The sequence below is a fragment of the Pseudomonas sp. PGPR40 genome (assembly GCF_022014505.1).
Lineage (GTDB): Bacteria > Pseudomonadota > Gammaproteobacteria > Pseudomonadales > Pseudomonadaceae > Aquipseudomonas.
On record NZ_JAKLSP010000016.1, the window covers coordinates 118,997 to 145,442 of the forward strand.

A 26,446-nucleotide genomic window follows, 5' to 3' on the forward strand; every position below is an offset into this window, starting at 1 on the left:
AATGACACATCGCCTTCGCGAGCAAGCCCGCTCCCACATGACCGAGCCCGTTCCGACACTCAGGTTTTACAGAACGTCGAGCAGTTCGACGTCGAATACCAGTACGCTGTGCGGCGGAATGCTGCCAACGCCTTGAGCGCCGTAAGCCAGTTCGCTCGGCACGTACAGACGCCATTTGCTGCCGGCGTTCATCAGTTGCAGGGCTTCAGTCCAGCCAGCGATAACGCCGCCCACCGGGAATTCTGCAGGTTGACCACGATCGTAGGAGCTGTCGAACACAGTGCCGTCGATCAGGGTGCCGTGGTAGTGAGTGCGCACTTGATCTTCACGGGTTGGCTTGGCGCCTTCACCTTGAGTCAGCACTTCGAATTGCAGGCCGGAAGCCAGGGTGGTGATGCCTTCGCGCTTGGCGTTTTCAGCCAGGAAAGCCAGGCCTTCGCCAGCAGCGGCTTCAGCCTTGGCTGCGGCTTCGGCTTGCATGATTTCGCGAATCACCTTGAAGCTGGCGGACATTTCTTCCTGACCCACACGGCTTGGCTTGCCGGCGAACGCGTCGGTCAGGCCAGCCAGGATCGCGTCCAGGCTAACGCCCGGCGGCGGGTTGTCACGCAGCTGGTCGCCCAACTGACGGCCAATGCCGTAGCTGACGCGGGTTTCGTCGGTGGACAGATTTACTTCGGACATGACACTGCTCCGCTATGCGGACGGCCCTGGAATTTGCCGTGCGTACACAGCGCATCCCGGAGCGCCCGGAATCAAAAGGGCGAGCAGACTAGCACAGATGCCGACACGTTGATGAATGGCGTCAGCGCTGTCACACAGAACGGAAGGTGATCGGTACTTTCAGGCTTTCCTCGGTGCTGGCACCGCACATTTCGTCATGAACCGAGGCATGCATAACGTTGAACGACAATTTGGGAAAGGCATGAAGCACGTCACGCGCATGCTCGACCGAGCGCAGATGCATTATTTCGCCGTGGGCATCGCGTAATGGATGCGCCGAACCATGCATCCGAGCCTCCAGCACGTAGATCACGCCATCTACCGAGATCAGGTTCAGCTCATCGATCTTTCCGGCGATGGCATACGCATTCAGTTCTTGCAGGTTCATGAGCGCACCTCACGCTGTGGCGAGCCAGGATCCCTACATGGATATGCCTCGACGCGCCAAAGTACAAGCCACAAACCACACCGCCCGTCTGTTTCACACCTCTTGCAGGAGCGAGGCTTGCCCGCGAAGAGGCCGTGTCAGTCGACATAAGTGTTGTCTGTTACGCCGCCTTCGCGGGCAAGCCCGCTCCTACAAGTGCTGTGCAAATCAGTGCTTGGTCAGCTTGTCCAGATAACCCATGGCAAACGCCGACACCACAAAAGTCATGTGAATGACCACATACCATTTCAAATGCTCGGGATCGACGTTCTTGGCGTCCATGAAAATCCGTAGCAGGTGGATCGACGAAATCGCCACGATGGAAGCCGCGACCTTCATCTTCAACGAAGACGAATCCATGGTGCCCAACCAGTTGAGCTTTTCCTTGCTGTCGTCGATATCCAGCTGAGAAACGAAGTTCTCATAACCGGAGATCATCACCATCACCAGCAGACCGCCTACCAGCGCCATGTCGATCAGCGACAGCAGTACCAGAATCAGATCCGACTCGGCCATCGAGAACACGTTAGGGATGACGTGGAAGACTTCCTGGAAGAATTTCAGTGCCAACGCCAGCAAGCCCAGGGACAAACCGAAATAGATCGGCGCCAGTAACCAGCGGGAGGCGTACATTGCATTTTCGATAAAGCGTTCCATTGAATCTCACACAAGGGGCTGGAAATGGCGGCGAGTATAACAGCCACCTGTTACGCCCAGAAACCGCCGAAAAATCCGCAACCTGCGTGTGTGTGACAAAGTTTTTCTGCTAGTGTCCAGATTATTGACAGGTCAGCGACGTCGGACAGGAAGACTGGAAATGGATGTGCGATTGCCTTTAACGAGTGCCGGACTTTGCCTCACGTTGCTGCTCGGTGGTTGTTCACCCAGCGATGAGAAACGCCAGGTCAACCTCGAAGAAAAGACCGCGCAGTTCGAACAGTCCCTGGAGACCATCGACGATCCGAAACTCAAGGATGCTGTGGCCGAGCTTGGCAGTTCACTCCTGCTGCTCGAACGCGCGCAACTCAAACTCGATACCAAACCAGTGGTCACCGAATACGGCGAAGACGCCCTCGCCGCGCTTAAGCACTACCCCACGCCCCAGGCGCTCGTCGACACTTACATCAACGGCCTGTTCGTGCTGCACAAGGAATCCAGCTCGGATTACCTCACCGATCTGCAGCCGGTATTTCCCTTCAATTTCAGCATCCCGGACGCATTCGTTTTTCCTCATGGCCTGGAGTGGCAATCGGTGACCCTGAGCAACAAGCGCGTCATCGCGTTTCAGCCGGAATGGTCGGAAACCGATCCCGGCATTCAGCTGAGCCCGTCGAGCTCCAACCTGACCAACCCCGATGATTTGACGGTGACCTACCCCTTCATCGAAGGCCTGGATGTGGATAAGAAAAACCAGCCACAACCGGTGAGCCTGCAAGGCAAGGTGGAGGTCATCGCCCCGCGCCGGTTCTACAGCTTCGACCTGACGAAAAAGGACGTTGGCCAGACTCGCACCCACGACAACGTCAGTGTCACCCTGCTGAAACTGACCAATAACCATGCCGAAATAGAATTCAGCAATAGCGCGCCGCTGGCCCCCGAGGTTCGCGATATACCGCTCAACCCGTTGATCGTTCAGGCCCGGGACGCCACAGGACAATTCATCTCTCGCTCAGGTGCGATCAACGAAACCGCCGAACAAATTGCGTTCTATCAAAAACAACTGGTGTATTTGCAACAGCAGAAGGCCTGGAGCGAGGCGCTCGAAAAACAACTCGACGACGAGCAGCGTGCGTTTGAAAAGCAGCACGCCCGGCATTACACCAAGGTGTACTTCAACGGGCCCATCGATACCCTCGAAGTCAGCCTGCTGGATTTCTCGGCGGTCACGATGACCCACAAGGACCTGAACCTGCCGATACGGCGCTTCGACCCGCATACCACGGAGAAAACCATCCAGCCACTGATCTTGCCGGTGGTGGTGTATGACGACCAGGTCGCGACCTGGCTCAAAGGTGCAACGCTGAGCGAAGAACAACTGAAAAACAGCATCAGCATCAGTCAGTCGGTGGATGACCCGAGTGCCGCGCACATCACATTCGATCACCCCAGAAGCTTCAATGACGAACTGCTCGGCAACTCTTTCAATCACGGCGAAAGCCCCGTGACGTTCTTTACCCAAGACCGCAATGGCCAGCGCGATGGACCGATCGAGCCCCCGCCGCAGGCGTATCAGGTCGATCCGATACGCGGCGACATCACCTATGATCTGAACCTGTTTCCGGAAACGCCGGCTTACGCGGTGGGCTCCATGCCCCAGTTCCTCGCGACTGTCGATCAGCAAACGTACGACGCCCGCCAATTGCCCAAAGGCCTTGAGCTCAAAGGGAATGCGTTGGTGGTGGATTTGAAGCTGTTTCCCGCGCAGGACTGGCGTTTTTTCGCCAAGGACGACAGTGACAACTACTTGAAGGAGATTCTTTCAGTCACTCACGACGCGAGCGCGCAAGGCTCGGCGTTATTTGCAGTGCATTACTTCTATGGCCAGCCCACACGTCTGGAAACTTATCAGCGCACCCACCTCACCACCGTGCAATATGGTTTCGAGGTCAAACTCGACAAGGCTGAGCCAGACAACCTTGATCGATAACCTGTTCAGCGCTCGGGCCGAAACTCGGGACCGCTAAGGTTGTGGTAACGACCACCATTGATTTCTCGCAATTGGGCTTGCAGATGCAGGCACCAGATTTGTGGGTCATCGGCCAATTCATAACCATGCAAGGTCAGACTTTCAACGATGGTATCGAGGATCGATTCAGCCACGACCGGCCCACGGAACGGGCCTTGGGCCTTGATGGCGGAAGGTTGCTCGCCGGCCATGCCGGCGGCGAAGAGCAAGGTCCACATGCCCGTATCTCCCGCCAGCGGGCGGATCGCACATTCGATACGGGTCACAAGGCCCAGGCATTGACGGGTGAGGCAGAGGTTGCGCGACATGGCGGCGACCCTCGGTAGATCCGGTATTCAGCCTCCACGGGAAGGCTGTCTCGATCCAGTGATTACTGTCGATATCCTTGAGCAGATAATAGAAGAAAAGTGTGGCTCGTACGCGAACCGAGACCAGAAGGTGCCGAGTGGTCGCCGCGTGAATATTGACGCCAGAATTGTGGCGAGGAAGGCAAGCCCTCGTAGGAGCCAGGCTTGCCGGCGAAGGCGTCCTTAAGTGCGCCTTCGCCGGCAAGCCGGCTCCTACAGGTCCGATTTAATCCCTTACTGACTGGCATTAGGGCAAGCCCCCTCGTCACAGGGAGCACCTCAATGTCGAGATAGACTCAAGCCGGTTTGATTTCCAGCATTGCTTCCTGCGCCAACTCTTTTTCGGCCTCTTTGAGATCTTCGTCGCTGATCATTTCCGCGATCACCCGCAAGCGCTCCACCACTCGCGCGTTGACGCTGCCTTCAGGGAATTCACCATTCTCATCCGGCGCACCAGCCGGCTCGCCGACCAACAGGCTCAGGGCCTCATCGGCCTGGCGCACCGCGTAGACATGGAACTGTCCCGCGCGCACCGCCGCCAGCACCTTCTCGTCGAGCATTAGCGTAGCAACGTTGGCCTGGGGAATGATCGCCCCTTGCTCACCGGTCAGACCGCGCGCTTCGCAGAGTCGGAAGAAACCTTCGATCTTCTCGTTGACCCCACCCACTGCTTGCACTTCACCGAACTGGTTGATCGAACCGGTAATCGCGAAGCACTGCTTGAGCGGGGTTTTCGACAACGCCGAGATCAGCGTGCATGCCTCGCCCAAAGACGCGCTGTCACCGTCGACATAACCGTAGGACTGCTCCAGGGCGATGCTCGCGGAAATCGCCAGCGGGAATTCCTGGGCATAACGGCTGCCCAGATACCCCGTGAGGATCATCACGCCCTTGGAGTGAATCGGCTGGCCGAGGTTGACCTCACGCTCGATGTCGACAATGCCGCTGCCGCCCGGATAAACCGTGGCGGAAATCCGCGCCGGTACCCCGAAGGCCGAATCGCCGACTTCCAGCACCGTCAGCCCGTTGCACTTGCCGACAGCCGCGCCATCGGTGTCGATCAGGATGATGCCGGCCAGCATGTCATCGAGAATCCGCGCCGAAACGCGCCCGGTACGGGTAGCCTTGGCCTTGAGCGCACGCTCGATGTGCCCGGCGTCAGTCATCTCGTCACCCGCCAGGTCACGAATGAAATCCGCCTCGCTGACCAGTTGGAACAGATCGCCGATACGCGCCGACAAACGCCCCTGGTGCTCGGCCAGACGCGCGCTGTAAGTCGCCAGTCGCGCCACCGCATCAGCGGTCAGCGGCGCCATGCCTTCCTCGGACGTACGGGTTTTGAGCAACTGGGCAAACTGCTCCAGGCTTTCGTCGACCATCGGAATGTCTTCATCGAAATCCACCAGGACACGGAACATCTCCTGGAAGTCCGGATCGAGGTCTTGCAACGTGTAATACAGCTGCCGGGCGCCGATGATGACGACTTTGACCTGCAATGGAATGTGCTGCGGTGTCAGGGTTACGGTGGCGAAGCGGCCCATCTCGCCGAGCGGCGATTCCATTTTCAGCTTGCGCGATTGCAGGGCGCGCTTGAGCGCATCCCAGACAAAAGGCTCGCTGAGCATTTTTTCCGCTTCGAGAATCAGGAAACCGCCGTTGGCCCGGTGCAGCGCACCCGGTCGCAACTGCCGATACGTGGTGTAGAGCGCGCCCTGATCGGTGGTGTACTCGATGCGGCCGAACAAGTTTTCGTAAGTCGGGTGCGGCTCGAACACCACTGGCGCACCGCCGCTGAATGGATGACCGACCACCAGGCTCGGGGCGTATTGCTCTTCGAGCATTTTACGGGCGATGGCGTCGGTCTTGCTGTCGTCCACCAGTTGCTCGACCACCGTCTTGAGCAGGTACACCTGCATCGCTTGCAGGTAACCGCAAACGCCTGCGTTTTCCGCGTACTTTTCCGACAGCGGCGCGAGCAATGGCTGCAAGGCCAGGGTGATGGTTTCTTCGTTGAGTTGACGCAGTTGATTACTCGACTCGCGCTTCCATTGCGGCAGGCTGGCGAGTTCTTCGTTCAATCGCTCTTCCAGCCCGGAAATGTCGTCATGAAAGCGTTCGCGCTCGGCTTCCGGCAACTGGGCGAACTCAGCCTCATCCAGTGCCTTGCCTTCGCTCATCGGGGTGAAGGCGATGTTGCTGCTGTCGCGGTAGAGCGCAACCTCTTTCTCCAGCGCCAGACGCTCGATCACATCCAGTGCACGGTCATAACGCTGGTTGAACGCGCGGTCGATGGCACTTTTCTTCTGCTGATAGGACGGGTGCTCGAATACGGCCGGAAAGGTCGCCAGCAGGTTGTCGATCAAGCCGTTGATGTCACCGATGAAGGCACCGGCAGTGCCTGATGGCAATTCCAGGGCACGAGGCTCGCGCGGTTCATCGAAATTATTGACATAGACCCAGTCCGCCGGGGTCTGCAGGCGTTTGCCTTCGGCCTTGAGGTAGCGTTTGACGAACGAAAACCGGCCGGTGCCGGGTTCGCCCATGACGAATACGTTGTAACCGGGGCGTGGCATGGCCACACCGAACTGCAAGGCTTCGACCGCACGTTCCTGGCCAAGCACACCGCGGAAGGGCTCCAGATCATTGGTGGTAGAGAAGCTGAACTGTTCAGCGGAAAACGGACGGGTCAGCGCTTCAGGCGCTAGACGCAAGCTGGCAGCAACAGGATCAGGCATCGGGCTTCCTTACATCAGGCGGGGCAGATAGCGGCATTCTGGCGCTGCCCGTACTCACTGGCAAGGCGCGCCTCAAGCCAAAGCTCAGACAAACTGTCAGCCTCAGGCCGAGCGGGTCAAAATCAGTGCTTTCAAGGAATGTTCCGCAAAAAATCACGGAATCCCAGGATCGTGCCTAAACTCCAGACTGCGCGGCTGGAAACAATAACCGGCCCACTGGCGTTCTCAGAAGCCAGACCCCTGTCCATTGGAATGCACACAAAGAGAACATAGCTATGAAACGGATTCTTCTCGGTACTCTCTTCACCGCTGTATCCATCAACGCCATGGCTCAGGCGCCAGGCGGTCCGGATTGCGGTTGGGGCAACATGCTGTTCGAAGGTCAGCGTGGCACCCCGGCACACTTCCTGGCATCCACCACCAACGGCACTTCCGGTAACGCAACGTTTGGTATGACCTCCGGTACCAACGGTTGCTCCACCAATGCGTCGCTGACCTACGGCGGCAAATCCTGGATCGCCATGAATGGCATGATGAACGAGCTGTCCGAAGACATGGCCAAAGGTCAGGGCGAAGCGCTGACCACTTACGCCGTGGTACTGGGCGTGGCGCCGGAAGACCGTGCGCACTTCGCCGCCGTGACTCATCAACATTTCCAGCAAATTTTCAGCAAAGCTGACGTGACCGCTGATGACGTGCATACCAACACCCTGGCCGTGCTGAAAAGCGACCCTCGTCTGGCCAAGTACGCCACCCGAGCTTAAGCTCGAACGCACCCCGCTTCTTCCGAGAAGCGGGTTTTGTTTTTTTGACGCGACCCTTTTGGGTCATGTTGCTGATTGCAGGAGCTGGCTTGCCAGCGATGGTCGTAACCTTCGCTGGCAAGCCAGCTCCTACAGTCATACGGCACCCGCTATTCGGGGTCTTTGTTTCTTTCGGCTTAAGTTGCTCACTATGCTCAAACGCCTTGCCTGGCTGGCGCTCTGTTTCTGCGCCCCGCTGTCCGCCGCGCCACATATCGACAATCAACGTTTGCAGCAACTGGCCAACGACCCCTTCTGGATTTCCCTGGGGCATTACGAAACCGCCAAGCTCGGTGGCTGGCGCAGCTATGTCAGCGACAAGAAATTCTTTCTCGCCCCCGATGGCAACGAACACCCCGACCGCGAACTGGCGGCGACCGTACAGGCTCTGTTTGCCCCGGCCAGTGCCGGCGAGCAGCATGCACAATGCGTTTATCCGGCCCGCACCCGCTGGCTCAAGGCGCAACTTGAGCTGAGCGATCTGCCGATGCCGGACTGTGCTGAGTTCACGCAATGGTTCAAGGACGTTTCGCCCCACAGCGCGGTGATGATTTTCCCGGCGGCCTACCTGAACAGCCCGTCGTCAATGTTCGGCCACACCCTGCTGCGCATCGATCAGGCCAATGTGCAGAGCGACAAGACCTCGCTGCTCAGTTACGCGATCAACTTCGGCGCCTACATCGAAGGTTCGGACAACAGCCTTCTATACGCCTGGAAAGGCTTGATGGGCGGCTATCCCGGGCTGTTCGCGCTGGTGCCGTATCAGGAAAAACTCTCGGAATACCGCAGCCTGGAGAACCGCGACCTGTGGGAATACCGCCTGAACCTGACCCAGCAGGAAACCGAACGCATGGTCGAGCACGTCTGGGAGCTCAAGCAGATCCAGTTCGACTACTTTTTCTTCGACGAAAACTGCTCCTACCGCCTGCTTGAACTGCTGCAAGTGGCACGGCCGAACCTGCATTTGACCGAACAGTTCCCGTTGACGGCCATCCCCACCGACACGGTCAAAGCGGTAAAAGAAGCTGGCTTGGTGCAATCGATCGAGTATCGCCCGTCCCGTGAGCGCGAACTGCTCAACCGTGCCGAGCCGTTAACCTCCGAAGAGCAGGCATGGGTGCTGAAAGTCAGCGCCGATCAGAAGCAATTGCAGACCCCGGCATTCAAGGCTCAACCTCGCGACCGTCAGGCGTTGATCATCGATGCGGCTTATCGCCTGGAGCGTTATCGCGCCAATGGTCAGGAGCGAGACCCACAACGGGCCCAGCGCAGTTTCGAATTGCTGCGCGCCATCAATCAAAACCCGCCCCCGGAACTGGACATTCCGCAACCCGGCTTGCCCGAGGACGGTCACGAATCCCGCACCTGGCAGGCCGGCATCGGCACCCGGGGCGACAAGGCCTTCGGCGAATATGGCCTGCGCATGGCCTATCACGATCTCAATGACAATATGGAAAGCTTCCCCCTCGGCGCACAAATCGAAATCCTGCAAATGAAGCTGCGCCAATACGAAGGCAATGACTGGCAGTTACAACAACTGGATCTGGCGACCATCCGCTCGCTGACGCCTCGCAATCAATTGTTGCAGCCGCTGTCGTGGCAAGTCACCGGCGGCCTTGAGCGCGTACCGGGCAAGCATGATGACGAAACCCTGGTCAGCCATGTCAATGGTGGCGGCGGCGGGACCTGGCAACTGGGTGACGACATGCTTGGTTTCGCCTTGGGCACCGTGCGTGTCGAGCATAACAACGACTTTGCGGCCTTCATCGCCCCGGCGGCGGGCTTTAATAGCGGCTTGCTATGGAAAAATCCGCTGGGCAATTTCAGCCTTGAAGCCAAGGGTGATTACTTCACCAATGGCGAGGTGCGCCGGAGTGTGAGCCTGAATCAGCAGTGGGAACTGTCGCGAAATCTGGGTGTACGCCTGACTGCCCAACGCGAATTCAGCCACCTGGCTTCGCCCGAAAACGAAGTGATGCTTGAGGTGAAGTGGTATCACTATTGATGCAAATCCCTTGTGGGAGCGGGCTTGCTCGCGAAGGCGGTGTGTCAGTTGGCATCGATGTTGACTGACACTCCGTCTTCGCGAGCAAGCCCGCTCCCACATTGAATCCTTGTAAGCCCACAGATTAATCACAAGCCTTTCACACACCCGACGAATCTACTTCTAGACTTCTCTTATAGACCGGCTCGGCTAATGGCTTGCGTCAGTGCCAAGCCATTGGGACAAGCGCGAACGGGCCTGGCAACAAGAGAAAGACCGGGACGCCGCGCGAGCCTATCGCTCGCAATAAGTCGTTTACAGACATTCGTCGAAACTTAAAGCCTGTGACCATGGCCCAAATCCTATAACGGGAGAACAGCATGAGCCGTGCCTTCGTCAATGAAGATAACGCTGCCGAGCAAGCCGATCTGCCAGTCGAACGGCAGGTCAGCGCGCAGCCCAATTACGTCACGCCCGCCGGTCTGGCGCAGCTTCAGGCGAAAGTCGTCGAGCTGCAAAAACTGCTTGATCAGGAAAGCGCCAAAGGCGAACTGGCCGATAAGCAGCGCCAGGCCGACCTCGATCGCGACTGGCGTTACTTCAAACATCGTCTGCAAAGCGCCCAAGTGGTCGCGCTGGCCTCCTCGGCCGAGAAAGTGCAGATCGGCAACTGGGTGACCTTTGCCGACGAACACGATCATCAGCAGCGCGTGCAATTGGTCGGAGAAGACCAGGCGGATGCCGCCCATGGCTTGATCAATTGGAGTTCGCCGCTGGGGCGGGCGTTGCTCGGGGCACAAGTAGGCGATGAAGTGTTGTGGAAACGGCCGGCGGGGGATTTGGTGATTGAGGTGTTGACCATAGAAATCGGGTGAATTCGATGACGCCTTCGCGGGCAACACCCCCCTGTAGGAGCGAGGCTTGCCCGCGAAGGCCGCGCCGCAGTCTTACTGAACGCCCATAAAAAAACGGAGCCCCGAAGGCCAATGCCAGTCAGTTAAGACACGGAACCCTGTAGGAGCGAGCTTGCTCGCGAAGGCGGCAGTACAGTCAACATTGATGTCGCCTGATATACCGCTTTCGCGAGCAAGCTCGCTCCTACCGGGTTGCGCTTAACTGACTGGCATTGGCCCCGAAGGCTCCGTTTTTTATCCAACCAACCTGAAATCAGGCCAGTTTCTTGTGCCGTACGCGGTGCGGCTGGGAAGCCGCTTCGCCGAGGCGTTTCTTGCGATCGGCTTCGTACTCGGTGTAGTTGCCTTCGAAGAACACCGCTTGCGAATCGTCTTCGTACGCCAGGATGTGAGTCGCGACGCGGTCAAGGAACCACCGATCGTGGGAGATCACAATGGCGGCGCCCGGGAAGTCCAGCAAGGCTTCTTCCAGGGAACGCAGGGTTTCAACGTCGAGGTCGTTGGACGGTTCGTCGAGCAGCAGGACGTTGCCGCCCTCTTTCAGGGTCAGAGCCAGGTGCAAGCGACCACGCTCACCACCGGACAGGTCCTTGACGAACTTCTGCTGATCGCCGCCCTTGAAGTTGAAGCGACCCACGTAGGTGCGCGACGGGATCTCGTAGTTGCCGATGCGAATCTGGTCGGAACCGTCGGAGATCTGCTGGAACACAGTCTTGCTGCCATCCAGGTCTTCACGGCTCTGATCGACGCACGCCAGTTGCACGGTTTCGCCGACTTCGATGGAGCCCGAATCCGGCGTTTCCTTGCCCATCAGCATACGGAACAGGGTCGATTTACCGGCACCGTTACCGCCGATCACGCCAACGATGGCGCCTTTAGGCATGGAGAACGACAGGTTGTCGATCAGCACGCGATCGCCATATCCCTTCGATACGTTCTTGAACTCGATGACCTTGTCGCCCAGGCGCGGACCGGCCGGGATGTAGATCTCGTTGGTTTCGCTGCGCTTCTGGAATTCCTGCGATTGCATTTCTTCGAAGCGTTGCAGACGAGCCTTGGATTTGGACTGGCGGGCCTTGGCGCCTTTGCGCACCCACTCCAGTTCTTCCTTCATGGCCTTTTCGTGGGCCGACTGCTGCTTGGATTCGGCCGCCAGACGGTCGGACTTGGCTTCGAGCCAACCCGAATAGTTGCCCTCGTACGGGATACCGGCGCCGCGGTCGAGCTCGAGGATCCAGCCGGCAACGTTGTCCAGGAAGTAACGGTCGTGCGTGATCGCAACCACAGTGCCCGGGAAATCGTGCAGGAAGTGCTCCAGCCAGGCGACGGAATCGGCGTCCAGGTGGTTGGTCGGTTCGTCGAGCAGCAGCATGTCCGGCGCGGACAGCAGCAGGCGGCACAGGGCCACACGACGCTTTTCACCACCGGACAGCACTTCGACCTTGGCATCCCACGCTGGCAGACGCAGCGCATCGGCGGCGACTTCCAGTTGGCGATCCAGGTTGTGACCGTCGCTGGCTTGCAGGATGGCTTCAAGCTTGGCCTGTTCGGCGGCCAGTTTGTCGAAATCTGCATCCGGTTCAGCGTAGGCCGCGTAAACCTCGTCCAGGCGCGCCTGAGCGTCCTTGATCACGCTGACCGCTTCCTCGACCACTTCACGCACGGTCTTGGTCGGATCCAGGATCGGTTCCTGCGGCAGGTAGCCAATGTTCAGCTCCGGCATCGGACGGGCTTCACCGTCGAACTCGGTATCGACGCCGGCCATGATTTTCAGCAGCGTGGACTTACCCGAACCGTTAAGACCGAGTACGCCGATCTTGGCGCCAGGGAAGAACGACAGCGAAATGTTTTTCAGGATTTCCCGCTTCGGCGGAACAACTTTGCCCAGCCGATGCATGGTGAAGACGTATTGAGCCATGGAGAACCTAGGGTCAGTGACTGATGAATGATTGGAGCACAGGCGATGCCCGGCCAGGCCATGCGCGTCGTTCGTTTGATGGGTATCAAGGCGTGCGCGCTGAAAAAACCTCTAGGAGCTGGAACGCTCCCGCGTAACCGGCAAAGCTACCTGATTGATAGAGGGCAGTCCAGCCGAGTGGGGGCTGGCACTTCGCCACAACTCAAGGCATGCTAGCCGCCCTTCGGGCGTCCGGCTTATAGTGCGCGTCGCGCCAGTCCAGCCAAACCGCAGGATTACAGTTTGTCCAATGTCTCTCCGCCATCGTCCGCGAGCGCACTCAATCCTGCGACCGGCTCGCCCCTGCGCGGAACCTTGAAAGGCGCGCTGGCGGCCCTCGTGCTGTTGCTGCTCGCACTGCTGTTCTGGCAACTGCTGGATCAGCTTCGCGAAACCCAGAAAAACCAGCGCCAGTACACCATCGACTACTCCGCCGACCTGGCTGCGCAAGTCAGCCTGAACATGGCGCTCAATGCCCAGATCGCCCTAAATCTGCTACCGATCATCGAACAACCACAAAGTCCCGACGAACAGCAGGCGTTGCTGCGTAAATTGCAACAATCGCTGCCCGACCTGCGTAGCCTGGCGCTGCTCAGTCCCTCCGGAAAAATCCTCAGCGACAGCGCCGCTGACAGCCAGGACGCCAATTACCTGAGCGAACTGGTCCAGCGCAGCCGCGCCCAGGCTCACTATTTCAGCAATGCCGACGACGGTTCGGTGGTGCACCTGCTCTTGCATCAGGCCAGTGGCAGTACCCGCGGTTATTGGGCCCTGCGCCTGACACCCACGTTTTTCTCCTCACTGACCAAACAGGGCGACGTCGGCATCCGCCCCCAGTGGCTGGTGGAAAACCGCATCAATCATCAAATCATCAGCCGCGATGACGCCCAGCCCTTGGGCAAACCGGAGGTGCTGACATCGGATGAGCTGACCAACAGCGTGCTGACAGTCCCCTTGAGCAGCAGTGATTGGCAACTGCGCGGGTTGTTCGACCGGCAACGGGTGATCGAACAACTGCTGCCGGCGTTCATCGGCAAATGCCTGTTGGGTCTGGCCCTCTCCTTGTTGCCTTTCATCGCGCTACTGAACATTCGTCGCCGTCAACGCCAATTGCATGAGGGCCGCCGACGCTATCAGGACATTTTCGAAGGCACCGGCGTTGCGCTGTGCGTGCTCGACCTGTCCGGGCTAAAAAGCATCTTCGACAGGGCTCAACTCAACAGCAGCGAGCAATTGAAGGCCTGGCTCCAGACATCAGAGCAACGTCAGCAATTGCTGCAGGAACTGCGCATCACCGAGGTCAACCAGGTCGCCCTGCAACTGCTCAACGTCAATTCCTGCGATCAAGCCTGGAAACTGCTGATCGACGGCTATCCATTGGACTGCACGGCCATTGGCAATCAAGTGCTCGAAGCTGTGCTGCACCAACAGAAACAGCTTGAGCTGGAAATCAAACTCCAGGACGCCAATGGCCGCGACCAGCATCTGTGGCTGGTGCTGCGTCTGCCGGAAGATCAGGCCGACTACAAGGCGGTGATCCTGAGTATCAGCGACATCACCAGCCGCAAACTCGTCGAATTGTCGCTGCTGGAACGTGAGGGGTTCTGGTCCGACGTGGTACGCACCGTGCCGGATCATCTGTATGTGCAAGATGTGATCAGCCAGCGGATGATCTTCAGCAACCATCACCTGGGGCAAACACTGGGTTACAACCGCACCGAACTGCACCAGATGGGCGAGTATTTCTGGGAGATCCTGTTGCACCCCGAAGATGCCGACTACTACCACCGATCGCGCCAGTCCCAGCGCCATGCTGGCTACAGCCAATTGCTGCAGTGCCAACTGCGTTTCCGTCATCGCAACGGTAAATGGCGGCGTTTCGATATTCGCGAACAGGCCCTGGCGCGGGACAAACACGATCAGGTCACTCGCATCATCGGCGTGGCCAAGGACATTACCGAGCAGATCGAAGCCAGCGAGTCCCTGCGCGACAGCGAGCAGCGTTACCGGATGCTCGCCGAAAGCATCAGCGATGTGATTTTCTCCACCGACAGCAAGATGTCGCTCAACTACGTCAGCCCCTCGGTGCAAGCCGTGCTGGGCTTCGATGCCGACTGGATATTCCAGAACGGCTGGCAATCGACCATCGCCAACCCGCAACAACTGACCAGCATCTACACCCTGATGGACCGGGTCAGCAAAGCGCTGAACAAACCCGAACAACTGGCGCTGCTGCGCAATCAGGTGCAGACCCAGCTATTTCTGTTCGACTGCCTGCGCGCCGACGGACGCAAGATCCCCATCGAGTTGCGTCTGGTGCTGGTCTGGGATGAGCAAGGTGCCTTTGAAGGCGTGCTCGGGGTCGGTCGCGACATCAGCCAGCAACGTCGGGCCGAAAAAGACCTGCGCATGGCGGCCACGGTATTCGAGCACTCGACCTCGGCGATTCTGATCACTGACCCGGCCGGCTACATCGTCCAGGCCAACGAGGCTTTCAGTCGCGTCAGCGGCTATGCGGTGGCCCAGGTCCTCGATCAGTTGCCGAACATGCTCACCGTCGATGAGCAACAAGAAGCTCATCTACGCTATGTGCTCAAGCAATTGCATCAGCACAGCACCTGGGAAGGCGAAGTCTGGCTCAAGCGACGCAACGGCGAGCATTATCCGGCCTGGGTCGGGATTACGGCGGTGCTCGATGATGAAGGCGATCTGGCCAGCTACGTGTGTTTCTTCAGTGACATCAGCGAACGCAAAGCCAGTGAGCAACGGATTCATCGTCTCGCCTATTACGACGCCCTGACCCACTTGCCCAACCGCACGCTGTTCCAGGATCGCCTGCACACCGCACTGCAATCGGCTGAACGGCAGAAGTCCTGGGTGGTGTTGATGTTCCTTGACCTCGACCGTTTCAAACCGATCAACGACTCCCTGGGCCATGCTGCCGGCGACCGCATGCTCAAGGAAATGGCCACACGCCTGCTCGGTTGCGTCGACGATGACGACACCGTGGCGCGCATGGGCGGTGATGAGTTCACGTTGCTGCTGCAACCGCGGGCCAACCGGGAGATCGCGCTGAACCGGGCGATTCACGTGGCCGAACAGATCCTCGCCAGCCTGGTAAAACCGTTCGTGCTGGAAGGCCGCGAGTTTTTTGTCACTGCCAGTATCGGCATTGCCCTGAGCCCTCAGGACGGCAGCGAACTCAGTCAGCTGATGAAGAACGCCGACACCGCGATGTACCACGCCAAGGAGCGCGGCAAGAACAACTTCCAGTTCTATCAGGCGGACATGAACGCCAGCGCCCTGGAGCGTCTGGAGCTGGAAAGCGACTTGCGCCATGCCCTGGAGCAAAACGAATTCGTGCTGTACTACCAACCGCAATTCAGCGGCGACGGCAAACGCCTGACCGGTGCCGAAGCCCTGCTGCGCTGGCGCCACCCGCGTCGCGGCCTGGTGCCCCCGGGGGATTTCATTCCGGTGCTCGAAGAGCTCGGGCTGGTGGTGGATGTCGGCGACTGGGTGATCGGCGAAGCCTGCCGCCAGCTCAAGACCTGGCATCAGGCCAAGGTGCGTGTGCCGAAAGTTTCGGTGAACATTTCGGCTCGGCAGTTCTCGGACGGGCAACTTGGCACGCGGATCGCTACCATCCTCAAGGAAACCGGCCTGTCGCCGGCGTGCCTGGAGCTGGAGTTGACTGAAAGTATCCTGATGCGCGAAGTCAGCGAGGCGATGCAGATCCTCGCCGGATTGAAAAACCTCGGCCTGAGCATTGCGGTCGACGACTTCGGCACCGGTTATTCATCGCTCAACTACCTCAAGCAATTCCCGATCGACGTGCTGAAAATCGACCGCTCCTTCGTCGATGGCCTGCCCTCGGGTGAACAGGATGCGCAAATTGCCCGGGCGATCATCGCCATGGCCCACAGCCTCAATCTGGCGGTAATCGCCGAGGGCGTGGAAACCCATGAGCAGCTCGACTTCCTGCGTGAGCACGGTTGCGATGAGGTTCAGGGGTATCTGTTCGGTCGACCGATGCCGGCGAGCCGGTTTGAGGCGCAGTTCAGTAATGATGCGTTGTTCATGCTTGACTGACTGATCGTTCCCACGCTCTGCGTGGGAATGCAGCCCGTGACGCTCCGCGTCACATGCCGAAGCGGACGCAGAGCGTCCAATGAGGCATTCCCACGCAGAGCGTGGGAACGATCACCTGACACTGGCCCGCCCAGACACCGAAAATCCCACGCATGAACACCACTTGTCTGCGACATGATGTCCTTTCATATGCCATCTAAAACCCATTGGGTTAGAATGCCCCCCTTTTCTGCCCCGATCCTTGAGGACCGCCATGTTCAGCCGTGATTTGACTATTGCCAAGTACGACGCCGACCTTTTTGCCGCCATGGAGCAAGAAGCTCAGCGCCAGGAAGAACACATCGAGCTGATCGCTTCGGAAAACTACACCAGCCCTGCGGTGATGGAAGCTCAAGGCTCGGTACTGACCAACAAGTACGCCGAAGGCTACCCGGGCAAGCGCTACTACGGTGGTTGCGAGTTCGTCGACATCGTCGAGCAGCTTGCAATTGATCGAGCAAAAGAACTGTTCGGCGCCGATTACGCCAACGTTCAGCCACACGCCGGTTCCCAAGCCAACAGCGCCGTTTACCTGGCCCTGCTGCAAGCAGGCGACACCATCCTGGGCATGAGCCTGGCTCACGGCGGTCACCTGACCCACGGTGCCAGCGTTTCGTCCTCCGGCAAGCTGTACAACGCTGTCCAATACGGCATCGACGCCAATGGCCTGATCGATTACGACGAAGTCGAGCGTCTGGCGGTCGAGCACAAGCCAAAAATGATCGTGGCCGGTTTCTCTGCTTACTCGCAGATCCTCGACTTCCCGCGTTTCCGCGAAATCGCTGACAAAGTCGGTGCCTACCTGTTTGTCGACATGGCTCACGTGGCTGGTCTGGTCGCCGCTGGCGTCTACCCGAACCCGGTTCCATTCGCTGATGTCGTGACCACCACCACCCACAAGACCCTGCGCGGTCCACGTGGCGGCCTGATCCTGGCTCGCGCCAACGCCGACATCGAGAAGAAGCTGAACTCCGCGGTATTCCCGGGCGCCCAGGGTGGCCCGCTGGAGCACGTGATCGCTGCCAAGGCGATCTGCTTCAAGGAAGCGCTGCAGCCTGAGTTCAAGGCCTACCAGCAACAAGTGGTGAAAAACGCCCAGGCCATGGCCGGCGTGTTCATCGAGCGCGGTTTCGACGTAGTGTCGGGCGGTACTCAGAACCACCTGTTCCTGCTGTCGCTGATCAAGCAGGAAATCTCCGGTAAAGACGCCGACGCCGCACTGGGCAAAGCGTTCATCACCGTGAACAAGAACTCGGTACCGAACGATCCACGCTCCCCGTTCGTCACCTCCGGTCTGCGTTTCGGTACGCCGGCAGTGACCACTCGCGGCTTCAAGGAAGCAGAGTGCAAAGAGCTGGCCGGCTGGATCTGCGACATCCTGGCTGACCTGAACAACGAAGCGGTGATCGATGCCGTTCGTGAGAAGGTCAAGGCCATCTGCAAAAAGCTGCCGGTATACGGCGCTTAATCAGCCCCCTAAACCGCGCAATGAAAAAACCGGCCAGTGATGGCCGGTTTTTTTTGTCCGCCATAAAGATCAAAAGATCTTTGATTTTCAACAGGGTCAGCTCAACCGTGGTGGCGCAGTCCATCAGCAGCAAGGAAGTCGGGCAGCTGCGCAGGCCATGAACAGCCTGGCTACGACGCATTGCAACCGCGAGACACCTACGCCCCAGCGCTTCTCCCCCGTTCATCGCGACAAACCGCTGGTGGACGACCTCTACCTGCGGGTATTCGATGCGATTCTTGACCAGCGCATTGCCCCAGCCAGTCGCTTCACCGAAGAGGGTCTGGGACAGATGTTCGGCGCGAGCCGTGGCCAGGGACCACACCGGACGTACTCAAAGCGCCATCGTGGACGCCATAGCGAATACTGATGTCAATGCAGCAGTTCGATTACTCTCCCAACACTTGGCCGACCTTGAACGGAATCTGTTGAGTCCGGCCCCATGAACGTCAATGCCAGGACATCGGGCAGCGCTGGATCAATCGCACTCAACAATGCCTGACCGACACCTGCCACGCCCAGCATCATCCCGAGCACCGGCACGCTGTCCTGCGTCATGAAGTCTTCATTGAAGAAGTTGTCAGCAGCTTCTGACAGCGCCTGCAGACTACGTGCAATACCTTGGCGGTTTTCTGTGCGGCGATAGAACGCCAGCAAACACAGCAGATTACCGAAGTCACCATGACAGAGGCTGTAACCCGAGCCGAGGCCCTGACGCCAGAGATTGCTTTCGCAGATCCTGAGATCGCCCTCGACTATCGCCAAATACTCCGCACTCCACACGTCTTTCAGCGCCTGTTTGAGCTGGAGCCTGGAGATCAGGATGCCAGCGTCGCCGTGGCACCACTTGGTCATGTGCCCGGGCCTCGATGGCTCGCGCAAGTCCAACCAACAACCGTGGGCCATCTGACGGTTTTCGTCCTTCAGCAAGTCCGCCATCAAAGCTGTCAATGTTTCGTCGTTTGTCACCTCGTACACCTTGGCCAATGCATGGAGAATCCCGGAAATCCCATGGGAGAATCCTGTCAGCAGAGGCGTTGCGTCAGTCTTGCGGATGAATCGCCCTCCTTCGTTGACCAGCTCCGCGTGGATGGCCGCCGAGAACTTATCGATCAGCGGGATCAAGCTTTCTCGCGGCTGCAGCTGATAGAGGTTCACCAACAACGTGACAGTCCCGCACCAGCCATTGAGAAAATCGAATTCGTCACCCATTTGTGGAAAGTCATCAAGCTTGAGCAGTAGCTCATCAATCGTCGAACGATGAATGTCCCTGCCCGTCACCTGCTGATGATTGATCAGCACATACAGATACGACACCAGACCGAAATAGGCACTGACGGCCATGTCACTGTCGAAATGCTCACGGGATCTCATCATCGATTCGACGATTTGATCAGTTCGCGCCAGGTGTTCAACACGACCGCTGACTCGATACAAACTCATGTAAAACACCGCCAGTCCCCCCATGCCGCTGTACAGGCTAGCGGTCATCGGCGACAGATAATTGCGCCGGGTTGTCGGGTGAGCATTCAAGAAAGCCCACGCCACATCCCCTTCAGCACCATCGATGCGCTGCCGTTCGATGGCAGTTGCGACCTTCAATGCACCAGCCAGATACTGCGCGGGCTGCATGCTCGCCCTCCCCTTGGCGACATGCCGTCGGTTCATCGGCAACGCCTTATTGCCGGAAGGGAAAAGGCATTCCTGCAGGATGAAGGTCTGGAATATTTTGTCTTGGGGGCAGAGCGCGCTCAGCTTTCGTCGGCAGCTGTCCAAAGGGCTATCGATCTCGACTGCCGCCACGAACCGGCCCTGTGAGTTGAGCATCCGGTTCGAAGCGATGGGCATGGTGAAAATCGGGATATTGGCACTCTGCAGATCGGTCAACTCATGGACCGCCACGTTTTTGTCGATGAGTGATTGGTTCGACTCCGACCACATCGTAGCCAATAGCAACTCCCGCTGAAGCATGCATTGCATGAAGCGCGGGTGCAGCGTCAGCTCGATGAAATCGATGTAGCGCTGGGTATTTTTGATCAATACTCGTGTTTTCAACTGGGTGGCGTGCTGTCGGATCAGGTCGAGCATCGCTACCCGATGTTTCATCACCGCATCGTAGGCGAACCCGAAGCCTTCAAGAAACGCGTATTGATAGGACTCCAGCGAATAGTGCACACCGGCGAAAACCGGAAGGTGTTTGAAGGCCGGCGTATTGTCGATCTTCACCCGTTTCAAATGGTAGAAACCTTGCTCGCGGATCAGTTGCCTGGTCGTCGTTGTGAACTGCCTCTGGGCGGTCAGACCGCTGTAGTCGTTTTCCGAATCGGGCGAATAAGGCAGAAAACCACTGGAGAAGACCGACTGACCGTTGGACTTGAGTACTTTGAACAATGCGCTGGAGTGAGGCAGATCGCCTTGCAGATCGATCATCGAAGCCGTCAACAGGCATTCAAGATCGATCATGACGGGACTGCTCCCGCACGCGATGATATTTTCGTAGTGAAAATCGATGCCGTTCAGTGCGTGGACCAAGGCAATCTGCGCACCTATCCGTCGATAGAATACAGCCAGACCGGCCGTCGTATCGCAGGCTCGATTGTCTATTTTTTCGATCCAGCAGTGGTCGTCCCGACACACCAATAATGGCGCACGGATGGAAAAACACTCATCGGAGGTCTTGTCACGCAACAGCATCAACAGCGAATTATAGAGCTGCGCTTCCCGGTTGCTCCGGGGTTTGTACACTATGGATTGACCCGCGATGCGTACAATGCAAACCGTTTCGCCATTGGCGTGAGGATCTCCCAAGCCGAGCTCGATCGAGTCGATTTGCCGCGCAGGTAAATCGAACACCTGCGCGAGCACATCAGCATCATCGAGAAAATGGAAAATAATTTTGTACAGATAAGCCGACGTACTTTCCAGGTGCCTGATCAGTAAGTCCGCCAGCACCGGATAAACCTCCAGGAACGAACCGGGAGTTTCGGTATTCAAAAATTGTTCAAAGGATTCCAGGCCGGACTCCAACCCTTCGGATATTCGCGTATTAAGAAAGTGCACGAGCGACTTTTCAGAAAGACGCTTGACACTACTTACAACATACGGCCTGACACTTGAAAGCAACGACTCCGCTGCAAAACAATGACTAATTTCAACATATCTGCTATCGCACTGAAATACATTCTTAAAATAACAAAACAAGATATTGTAAAACCCTGCAAACGTTTCCTTCTGCCCGCCGCTAACGCTACCAGACTTTATTAGAGATTTAATTTGTCGAATCTTTACTTCAAGTGCTTGTTGCGAGGGATGATGCTTTTCGGGTGCAGGTTGTTGGCTGCCACTTTCGAACCATTTGATCAGATCTTTTTTGCCGAGACCAAAATAGCGCGTAACGGCGCGATCGTCTTTATGCAGCATATCCAGAATTTTGCGCAGGGCGTCTATATCGACGGCGCGTCCTGCGCCCGATGCTTCACGCTCTTGGAACGTCAGAATATCAGCTAGCATGCTCGCTACCTTGATCAGTATGGCGGGTCGCAGACCCGCCATATGTTACAGAAGGCTTAGCAGCCGAACGTGCAACCCAGGCTATCGCAGGTGATGGCGCTGCTCGACATCACTTCAACACCCGCCATCTTGTTGATACCTGCTTTTACATAAGCTTCAAACTCACTGGCGAAATCACCGGACATTTCCAGAATTTGATCTTTCATATCATTTCTCACTTGTAAAATTGATTAGCGCCTTAGTTGGCACCGGACAAAATTACCACCTGAGAACAGAACAAACCGCTCAAAAAGCCAAACCAAATGTAACTAACATCCAAAACACACCTTTTGAGGAATCAGACACAAACCCACAAAACCTTACACTGACAACATTCAGCAATTAACAACTAGTGCAGTCAATAAAATTGCCCAGCAAAGACACACAAGCAGAAAGTTTCAAAACCTTTGCGGGGATCATCGGGTATCGCTGCAAAAAAGCGCAAAGGTGTATCGACAGTCTCACAATTTAACATTTTCAGACACTAGCGACTTTGGCAAACCCCTCGCGAAGCTTTTCTTCCGGCAAATCATCGGCAATGAACACGATCACGCTTTCGCGTATTTCATCATCGGCCCATTCAGTATCCCAGTCGAAACCGTACAACTTCAGCACGCCTTGAAACACCATGCGCCGCGGTTCGCCAAGAATGTTCAAAACACCTTTGTAACGCAGCAGTTGTTTGCCATGTTCTTCCAGCAGTTCGTTCATGAACTCACTGAGTTTATCGATATCCAGCGGCTTCTCGGTGCGCAATACCAGACTGGAGATACGGTCGATGGACGATGCCTTGCTCACTGGACGCAGACTCATTCCACCGCCGAGATCGGCATTGAGGTTGAAGCCGCGCACGTCAAGCAATTCGGCCAGGTCGATCTTGCCGTGATCGACCACACGGATCGGCGCGCGACGGTTGATTCGGGTCAGACGTTCGCTCAACGCCGTGAAGGTCGGCTCGTCCACCAGATCGCGTTTGCTCACCAGCAAACGGTCGGCGAAACCGATCTGCGCCTGGGCAATGGTCTGGGTCAGATGCAGGTCAGCATGGGCGGCGTCCACCAGAGTGATGATGCCGTCGAGGATGTAGCGCTCACGCAGCTCTTCATCGATGAAAAAGGTTTGCGCCACCGGGGCCGGATCGGCCAGACCGGTGCATTCGATCACCAGACGGTCAAAGGCGATTTCGCCACTGTCCAGGCGTTCGAGCAGCAGGTACAGCGCCTTGGTCAAATCGGTATGGATGGTGCAGCAGACGCAGCCATTGGACAGCGTCATCACTTGCACCGGCTCGTCGCCCAATAGTTGGGTGTCGATACCGGCATCACTGAATTCGTTTTCGATCACGGCGATTTTCAGGCCGTGCTCGGCTTTGAGCAGATGGCGCAGCAGCGTGGTCTTGCCGGCACCTAGAAAGCCGCTGAGGATCGTGACAGGAATTGGAGCTAACAAGATAAAGTCTCCCGGACGCAAAAAAACCGTAGGAGCCTGGCTTGCCGGCGAAGGCGTCCTGAAGATCGCCATCGCCGGCAAGCCGGGCTCCTACAGTGGTGTGTTGCCTAAACCGCGTGCATCAACAGCACTTCGGCCCACCCTTGCCACCGTAACGGGCTTCCTGACGTTCGCGAAAGAACATCTCGTAGCTCATCACCGGTTTGTCCGGGTGTTTGGTTTGCATATGCTCGACGTAGTTGTCGTAGTCGGGCATGCCGACCATCAGGCGCGCGGCCTGACCGAGGTATTTACCGAGGCGACTCAGGTCATTGAACATGGTGCAATCCTCGATTACGCATCCGGCTGAGCCTGGAACGGCGATTCTTTATCCGTACGTTCTTTGGTACCCCAGGCGGCAATGCCGACCTTGAGCGCATAGAACAGGATGCTGAACACCACGAACAGGAACAGCGCGGTCAGCGTTGCGTTGGTGTAAGCGTTATAGATTACATGCTGCATCTGCTCGATGCTCTTGGCCGGGGCCAGGATTTGCCCGTTGGCCAATGCATCGCTGTATTTCTTCGCCAGCGCGAGGAAACCGATGGCCGGGTTAGCGTCGAACAGCTTGATGAAGCCCGCGGTGGTGGTGCAGATCAGCAGCCACACCGCTGGCAGCATGGTCACCCACACGTAGCGTTGGCGTTTCATTTTGATCAGCACAACGGTTGCCAACATCAATGCGATACCCGCCAGCATCTGGTTGGAGATGCCGAACAGCGGCCACAAGGTGTTGATCCCGCCCAGCGGGTCGATCACGCCTTGGTACAGCAGGTAACCCCACATCGCCACACAACCGGCGGTGGCGATCAGGTTGGCGGTCCAGGACTCGGTGCGCTTGAGCGCTGGAACGAAGGAGCCGAGCAAATCCTGCAGCATGAAACGCCCGGCACGGGTGCCAGCGTCGACCGCTGTCAGGATGAACAGCGCTTCGAACAGGATCGCGAAGTGGTACCAGAATGCCATGGTGTTTTCACCCGGCAGGACACTGTGCAGGATCTGCGCGATACCGACCGCCAGGGTAGGCGCACCGCCGGCACGGGCCAGGATGGTGGTTTCTCCGATGTCCTTGGCCACCGCTTGCAGCGCCTCCGGGGTTATCGCGAAACCCCAGCCGCTGACAGCTTGTGCCACAGCCACCACATCACCGCCGACGACCGCTGGCGGGCTGTTCATGGCGAAGTACACGCCCGGCTCGATCACCGACGCGGCAACCATGGCCATGATCGCCACGAAGGATTCCATCAGCATGCCGCCATAACCGATGTAACGGGCGTTAACCTCGTTATCCAGCAACTTCGGGGTGGTGCCGGAGGAGATCAGTGCATGGAAGCCGGACACCGCGCCACAGGCAATGGTGATGAACAGGAACGGGAACAGACCGCCCTTCCACACCGGTCCGGTGCCGTCGATGAACTGGGTCAATGCCGGCATTTTCAGCTCAGGCATGGTGATCAGGATGCCGATCGCCAGCGCAACGATGGTGCCGATTTTGAGGAAGGTCGACAGGTAATCACGCGGCGCCAGAATCAGCCACACCGGCAACACTGCCGCCACAAAACCGTAGCCAATCAGCATCCAGGTGATCTGGACCCCGGTAAAGCTGAACGCCTTGGCCCACACCGGGTCAGCGGCAATCTGCCCGCCTAGCCAGATCGAACCCAGCAGCAACGCCACGCCGATTACCGAGATTTCACCAATGCGACCCGGGCGGATGTAGCGCATGTAAATGCCCATGAACATCGCGATCGGGATGGTTGCCATCACCGTGAAAATGCCCCACGGGCTTTCGGCCAAGGCCTTGACCACGATCAGCGCCAGCACCGCGAGGATGATGATCATGATCAGGAAGCAGCCGAACAGCGCGATGGTTCCGGGGATGCGGCCCATTTCTTCACGGACCATGTCGCCCAGGGAACGGCCGTTGCGGCGGGTGGACAGGAACAGGACCATGAAGTCCTGAACCGCACCGGCCAACACCACCCCGGCAATCAGCCACAGCGTACCGGGCAGGTAGCCCATCTGCGCCGCCAAGACCGGGCCGACCAGCGGCCCCGCGCCAGCGATGGCTGCAAAGTGGTGACCGAAAAGGATGTGTTTGTTGGTCGGCACATAGTCCAGACCGTCATTGTTGAGCACGGCGGGTGTAGCCCGACGCGGATCGAGTTGCATCACGTTGTTAGCGATGAACAGGCTGTAGTAGCGGTACGCGACCAGATAAATGGCCACGGCGGCGACCACAATCCACAAGGCGTTGATCGCCTCGCCTCGGCGCAATGCCACTACGCCCAGGGCGCACGCTCCCAGGATTGCCAGCAGCAGCCAGGGTAGGTGGCGTAGCAGGCTATTATTATTTTTCATTTTTTGATTCCAGCCAGAGTGGACAAGAAAGACAGCCATCCGGAGTTTAGCGCTACTGACGGCAAAGGCCATCCCCGACATTCCAGGACCCGTCTTGGCTGGCAGGCTTCAACAAGGCGGGTCTATAGTCAGCGGACATTCAGAGGATTGCGCCATGAGTGACCACCCTGCTGATCGCCGCCGCTTCAAACGTATTCCGTTCGATGCCCGAACCGAGCTGAGCCAGGGGGAATTCATCTGGCCGGTGAAGTTGATCGACCTGTCGCTCAAAGGGTTGTTGATCGAGCGGCCCGAGCCTTGGCTGGGGGATCGGGAGCAGGCGTTCTTCGTCGATATACATTTGAGCGATGAAATCGATATCGCCATGGAAGTGCTGCTGACCCATGACGATTACGGCCAGTTGGGTTTCGTCTGCCGGCACATCAGCCTGGAGTCCATTGAGCGCCTGCGGCGGTTGATCGAGCTCAATCTGGAGGATCCGCAGGAATTGGAGCGGGAGCTGGGGGCGTTGATCGAAACCTGAAGACACGACGCAAAACCTGTTGGAGCCAGGCTTGCCCTAGGCTTGCCCCAATGCCAGTCAGTTAAGTCGCGAAACCCTGTGGAGCGAGCTTGCTCGCGAAGACGGCGGCACAGCAAACATTGATGTTGCCTGACCCACCGCTTTCGCGAGCAAGCTCGCTCCTACAGGAATTTCGCTTAACTGACTGGCATTGAGGCTTGCCCGCGATGGCGATTTTAATCCCACCACAAATGTCGACTGACTAACCGCTATCGAGGCATGGGTATCTACACATTTCTTGAGTACAGAGATCCACTGGTGGGGCTTGGGGC

The 26,446-nt window shown here is 57.8% G+C and carries 18 protein-coding genes and 1 pseudogene; 8 read left to right on the forward strand and 11 right to left on the reverse strand.

The window, feature by feature from the left end:
- Positions 1 to 66: 66 nt before the first annotated feature.
- From MEB48_RS15545 to MEB48_RS15555, 3 genes are all read right to left on the reverse strand, one after another.
- The gene (locus MEB48_RS15545) at positions 67 to 684 is read right to left on the reverse strand and encodes an FKBP-type peptidyl-prolyl cis-trans isomerase (protein ID WP_007901858.1); all 618 of its coding nucleotides are present in this window, start codon (positions 682 to 684) and stop codon (positions 67 to 69) included.
- A gap of 130 nt (positions 685 to 814) precedes the next feature.
- A complete protein-coding gene (locus MEB48_RS15550) occupies positions 815 to 1,111 on the reverse strand; it encodes a DUF6482 family protein (RefSeq protein WP_237885019.1) in 297 nt (98 codons plus the stop codon).
- Between the two features lie 207 nt (positions 1,112 to 1,318).
- A complete protein-coding gene (locus MEB48_RS15555) occupies positions 1,319 to 1,807 on the reverse strand; it encodes a TIGR00645 family protein (RefSeq protein WP_007901849.1) in 489 nt (162 codons plus the stop codon).
- Positions 1,808 to 1,967: 160 nt separating this feature from the next.
- On the opposite strand from MEB48_RS15555, the gene MEB48_RS15560 reads away from it, so the two are divergent.
- A complete protein-coding gene (locus tag MEB48_RS15560; RefSeq protein WP_237885020.1) occupies positions 1,968 to 3,797 on the forward strand; it encodes a hypothetical protein in 1,830 nt (609 codons plus the stop codon).
- A 5-nt stretch (positions 3,798 to 3,802) separates the two neighbouring features.
- On the opposite strand, the gene MEB48_RS15565 is transcribed toward MEB48_RS15560, so the two are convergent.
- A complete protein-coding gene (locus tag MEB48_RS15565) occupies positions 3,803 to 4,144 on the reverse strand; it encodes a PA4575 family protein (RefSeq protein WP_030129466.1) in 342 nt (113 codons plus the stop codon).
- Positions 4,145 to 4,479: 335 nt separating this feature from the next.
- Positions 4,480 to 6,918 (reverse strand): Lon protease family protein, encoded by a 2,439-nt coding sequence (locus MEB48_RS15570; RefSeq protein ID WP_237885021.1) that lies wholly within the window; start codon positions 6,916 to 6,918, stop codon positions 4,480 to 4,482.
- Positions 6,919 to 7,193: 275 nt separating this feature from the next.
- Here MEB48_RS15570 and MEB48_RS15575 point away from each other — a divergent pair, with 275 nt between their 5' ends.
- From MEB48_RS15575 to MEB48_RS15585, 3 genes are all read left to right on the forward strand, one after another.
- A complete protein-coding gene (locus MEB48_RS15575; protein WP_237885022.1) occupies positions 7,194 to 7,682 on the forward strand; it encodes a DUF3015 domain-containing protein in 489 nt (162 codons plus the stop codon).
- A gap of 190 nt (positions 7,683 to 7,872) precedes the next feature.
- Positions 7,873 to 9,726 carry an Lnb N-terminal periplasmic domain-containing protein gene (locus MEB48_RS15580; protein WP_237885023.1) on the forward strand — a complete coding sequence of 618 codons (1,854 nt, stop codon included), beginning with the start codon at positions 7,873 to 7,875 and terminating at the stop codon, positions 9,724 to 9,726.
- Between the two features lie 359 nt (positions 9,727 to 10,085).
- Entirely contained in the window at positions 10,086 to 10,580 is a 495-nt protein-coding gene (locus MEB48_RS15585; protein WP_237885024.1) for a GreA/GreB family elongation factor, read from the forward strand.
- Positions 10,581 to 10,872: 292 nt separating this feature from the next.
- Here MEB48_RS15585 and ettA read toward each other — a convergent pair whose 3' ends face one another.
- Positions 10,873 to 12,537: an energy-dependent translational throttle protein EttA gene (ettA, locus tag MEB48_RS15590; RefSeq protein ID WP_237885025.1), complete on the reverse strand. Its 1,665-nt coding sequence runs from the start codon at positions 12,535 to 12,537 to the stop codon at positions 10,873 to 10,875.
- A gap of 282 nt (positions 12,538 to 12,819) precedes the next feature.
- On the opposite strand from ettA, the gene MEB48_RS15595 reads away from it, so the two are divergent.
- From MEB48_RS15595 to MEB48_RS15605, 3 genes and pseudogenes are all read left to right on the forward strand, one after another.
- Positions 12,820 to 16,668, forward strand: coding sequence for a sensor domain-containing protein (locus tag MEB48_RS15595; protein ID WP_237885026.1), 3,849 nt, complete (start codon positions 12,820 to 12,822; stop codon positions 16,666 to 16,668).
- Positions 16,669 to 16,921: 253 nt separating this feature from the next.
- A complete protein-coding gene (gene glyA / locus MEB48_RS15600) occupies positions 16,922 to 18,175 on the forward strand; it encodes a serine hydroxymethyltransferase (protein ID WP_237885027.1) in 1,254 nt (417 codons plus the stop codon).
- A 157-nt stretch (positions 18,176 to 18,332) separates the two neighbouring features.
- Positions 18,333 to 18,524, forward strand: a pseudogene (locus MEB48_RS15605) (GntR family transcriptional regulator); the annotation flags it as partial.
- A gap of 62 nt (positions 18,525 to 18,586) precedes the next feature.
- On the opposite strand, the gene lanM reads toward MEB48_RS15605, so the two are convergent.
- The 5 genes from lanM to MEB48_RS15630 form a co-directional block, all read right to left on the reverse strand.
- Positions 18,587 to 21,724 carry a type 2 lanthipeptide synthetase LanM gene (lanM, locus tag MEB48_RS15610; RefSeq protein WP_237885028.1) on the reverse strand — a complete coding sequence of 1,046 codons (3,138 nt, stop codon included), beginning with the start codon at positions 21,722 to 21,724 and terminating at the stop codon, positions 18,587 to 18,589.
- A 56-nt stretch (positions 21,725 to 21,780) separates the two neighbouring features.
- Positions 21,781 to 21,930, reverse strand: coding sequence for a hypothetical protein (locus tag MEB48_RS15615; RefSeq protein WP_237885029.1), 150 nt, complete (start codon positions 21,928 to 21,930; stop codon positions 21,781 to 21,783).
- 310 nt (positions 21,931 to 22,240) lie between these two features.
- Positions 22,241 to 23,212: a GTPase gene (yjiA, locus tag MEB48_RS15620; RefSeq protein WP_237885030.1), complete on the reverse strand. Its 972-nt coding sequence runs from the start codon at positions 23,210 to 23,212 to the stop codon at positions 22,241 to 22,243.
- A 121-nt stretch (positions 23,213 to 23,333) separates the two neighbouring features.
- Positions 23,334 to 23,531: a YbdD/YjiX family protein gene (locus MEB48_RS15625; protein ID WP_007895266.1), complete on the reverse strand. Its 198-nt coding sequence runs from the start codon at positions 23,529 to 23,531 to the stop codon at positions 23,334 to 23,336.
- Positions 23,532 to 23,545: 14 nt separating this feature from the next.
- Positions 23,546 to 25,612 (reverse strand): carbon starvation CstA family protein, encoded by a 2,067-nt coding sequence (locus MEB48_RS15630; protein WP_237885031.1) that lies wholly within the window; start codon positions 25,610 to 25,612, stop codon positions 23,546 to 23,548.
- A 154-nt stretch (positions 25,613 to 25,766) separates the two neighbouring features.
- Here MEB48_RS15630 and MEB48_RS15635 point away from each other — a divergent pair, with 154 nt between their 5' ends.
- Positions 25,767 to 26,135 (forward strand): PilZ domain-containing protein, encoded by a 369-nt coding sequence (locus tag MEB48_RS15635; protein WP_237885032.1) that lies wholly within the window; start codon positions 25,767 to 25,769, stop codon positions 26,133 to 26,135.
- Positions 26,136 to 26,446: the final 311 nt, after the last annotated feature.

Bases quoted from the DNA above. Each gene is read 5' to 3' on its own strand.
- MEB48_RS15545 (WP_007901858.1), bottom strand. From the start codon at position 684: ATGTCCGAAGTAAATCTGTCCACCGACGAAACCCGCGTCAGCTACGGC.
- MEB48_RS15550 (WP_237885019.1), bottom strand. From the start codon at position 1,111: ATGAACCTGCAAGAACTGAATGCGTATGCCATCGCCGGAAAGATCGAT.
- MEB48_RS15555 (WP_007901849.1), bottom strand. From the start codon at position 1,807: ATGGAACGCTTTATCGAAAATGCAATGTACGCCTCCCGCTGGTTACTG.
- MEB48_RS15560 (WP_237885020.1), top strand. From the start codon at position 1,968: ATGGATGTGCGATTGCCTTTAACGAGTGCCGGACTTTGCCTCACGTTG.
- MEB48_RS15565 (WP_030129466.1), bottom strand. From the start codon at position 4,144: ATGTCGCGCAACCTCTGCCTCACCCGTCAATGCCTGGGCCTTGTGACC.
- MEB48_RS15570 (WP_237885021.1), bottom strand. From the start codon at position 6,918: ATGCCTGATCCTGTTGCTGCCAGCTTGCGTCTAGCGCCTGAAGCGCTG.
- MEB48_RS15575 (WP_237885022.1), top strand. From the start codon at position 7,194: ATGAAACGGATTCTTCTCGGTACTCTCTTCACCGCTGTATCCATCAAC.
- MEB48_RS15580 (WP_237885023.1), top strand. From the start codon at position 7,873: ATGCTCAAACGCCTTGCCTGGCTGGCGCTCTGTTTCTGCGCCCCGCTG.
- MEB48_RS15585 (WP_237885024.1), top strand. From the start codon at position 10,086: ATGAGCCGTGCCTTCGTCAATGAAGATAACGCTGCCGAGCAAGCCGAT.
- ettA (WP_237885025.1), bottom strand. From the start codon at position 12,537: ATGGCTCAATACGTCTTCACCATGCATCGGCTGGGCAAAGTTGTTCCG.
- glyA (WP_237885027.1), top strand. From the start codon at position 16,922: ATGTTCAGCCGTGATTTGACTATTGCCAAGTACGACGCCGACCTTTTT.
- lanM (WP_237885028.1), bottom strand. From the start codon at position 21,724: ATGCTAGCTGATATTCTGACGTTCCAAGAGCGTGAAGCATCGGGCGCA.
- MEB48_RS15615 (WP_237885029.1), bottom strand. From the start codon at position 21,930: ATGAAAGATCAAATTCTGGAAATGTCCGGTGATTTCGCCAGTGAGTTT.
- MEB48_RS15625 (WP_007895266.1), bottom strand. From the start codon at position 23,531: ATGTTCAATGACCTGAGTCGCCTCGGTAAATACCTCGGTCAGGCCGCG.
- MEB48_RS15630 (WP_237885031.1), bottom strand. From the start codon at position 25,612: ATGAAAAATAATAATAGCCTGCTACGCCACCTACCCTGGCTGCTGCTG.
- MEB48_RS15635 (WP_237885032.1), top strand. From the start codon at position 25,767: ATGAGTGACCACCCTGCTGATCGCCGCCGCTTCAAACGTATTCCGTTC.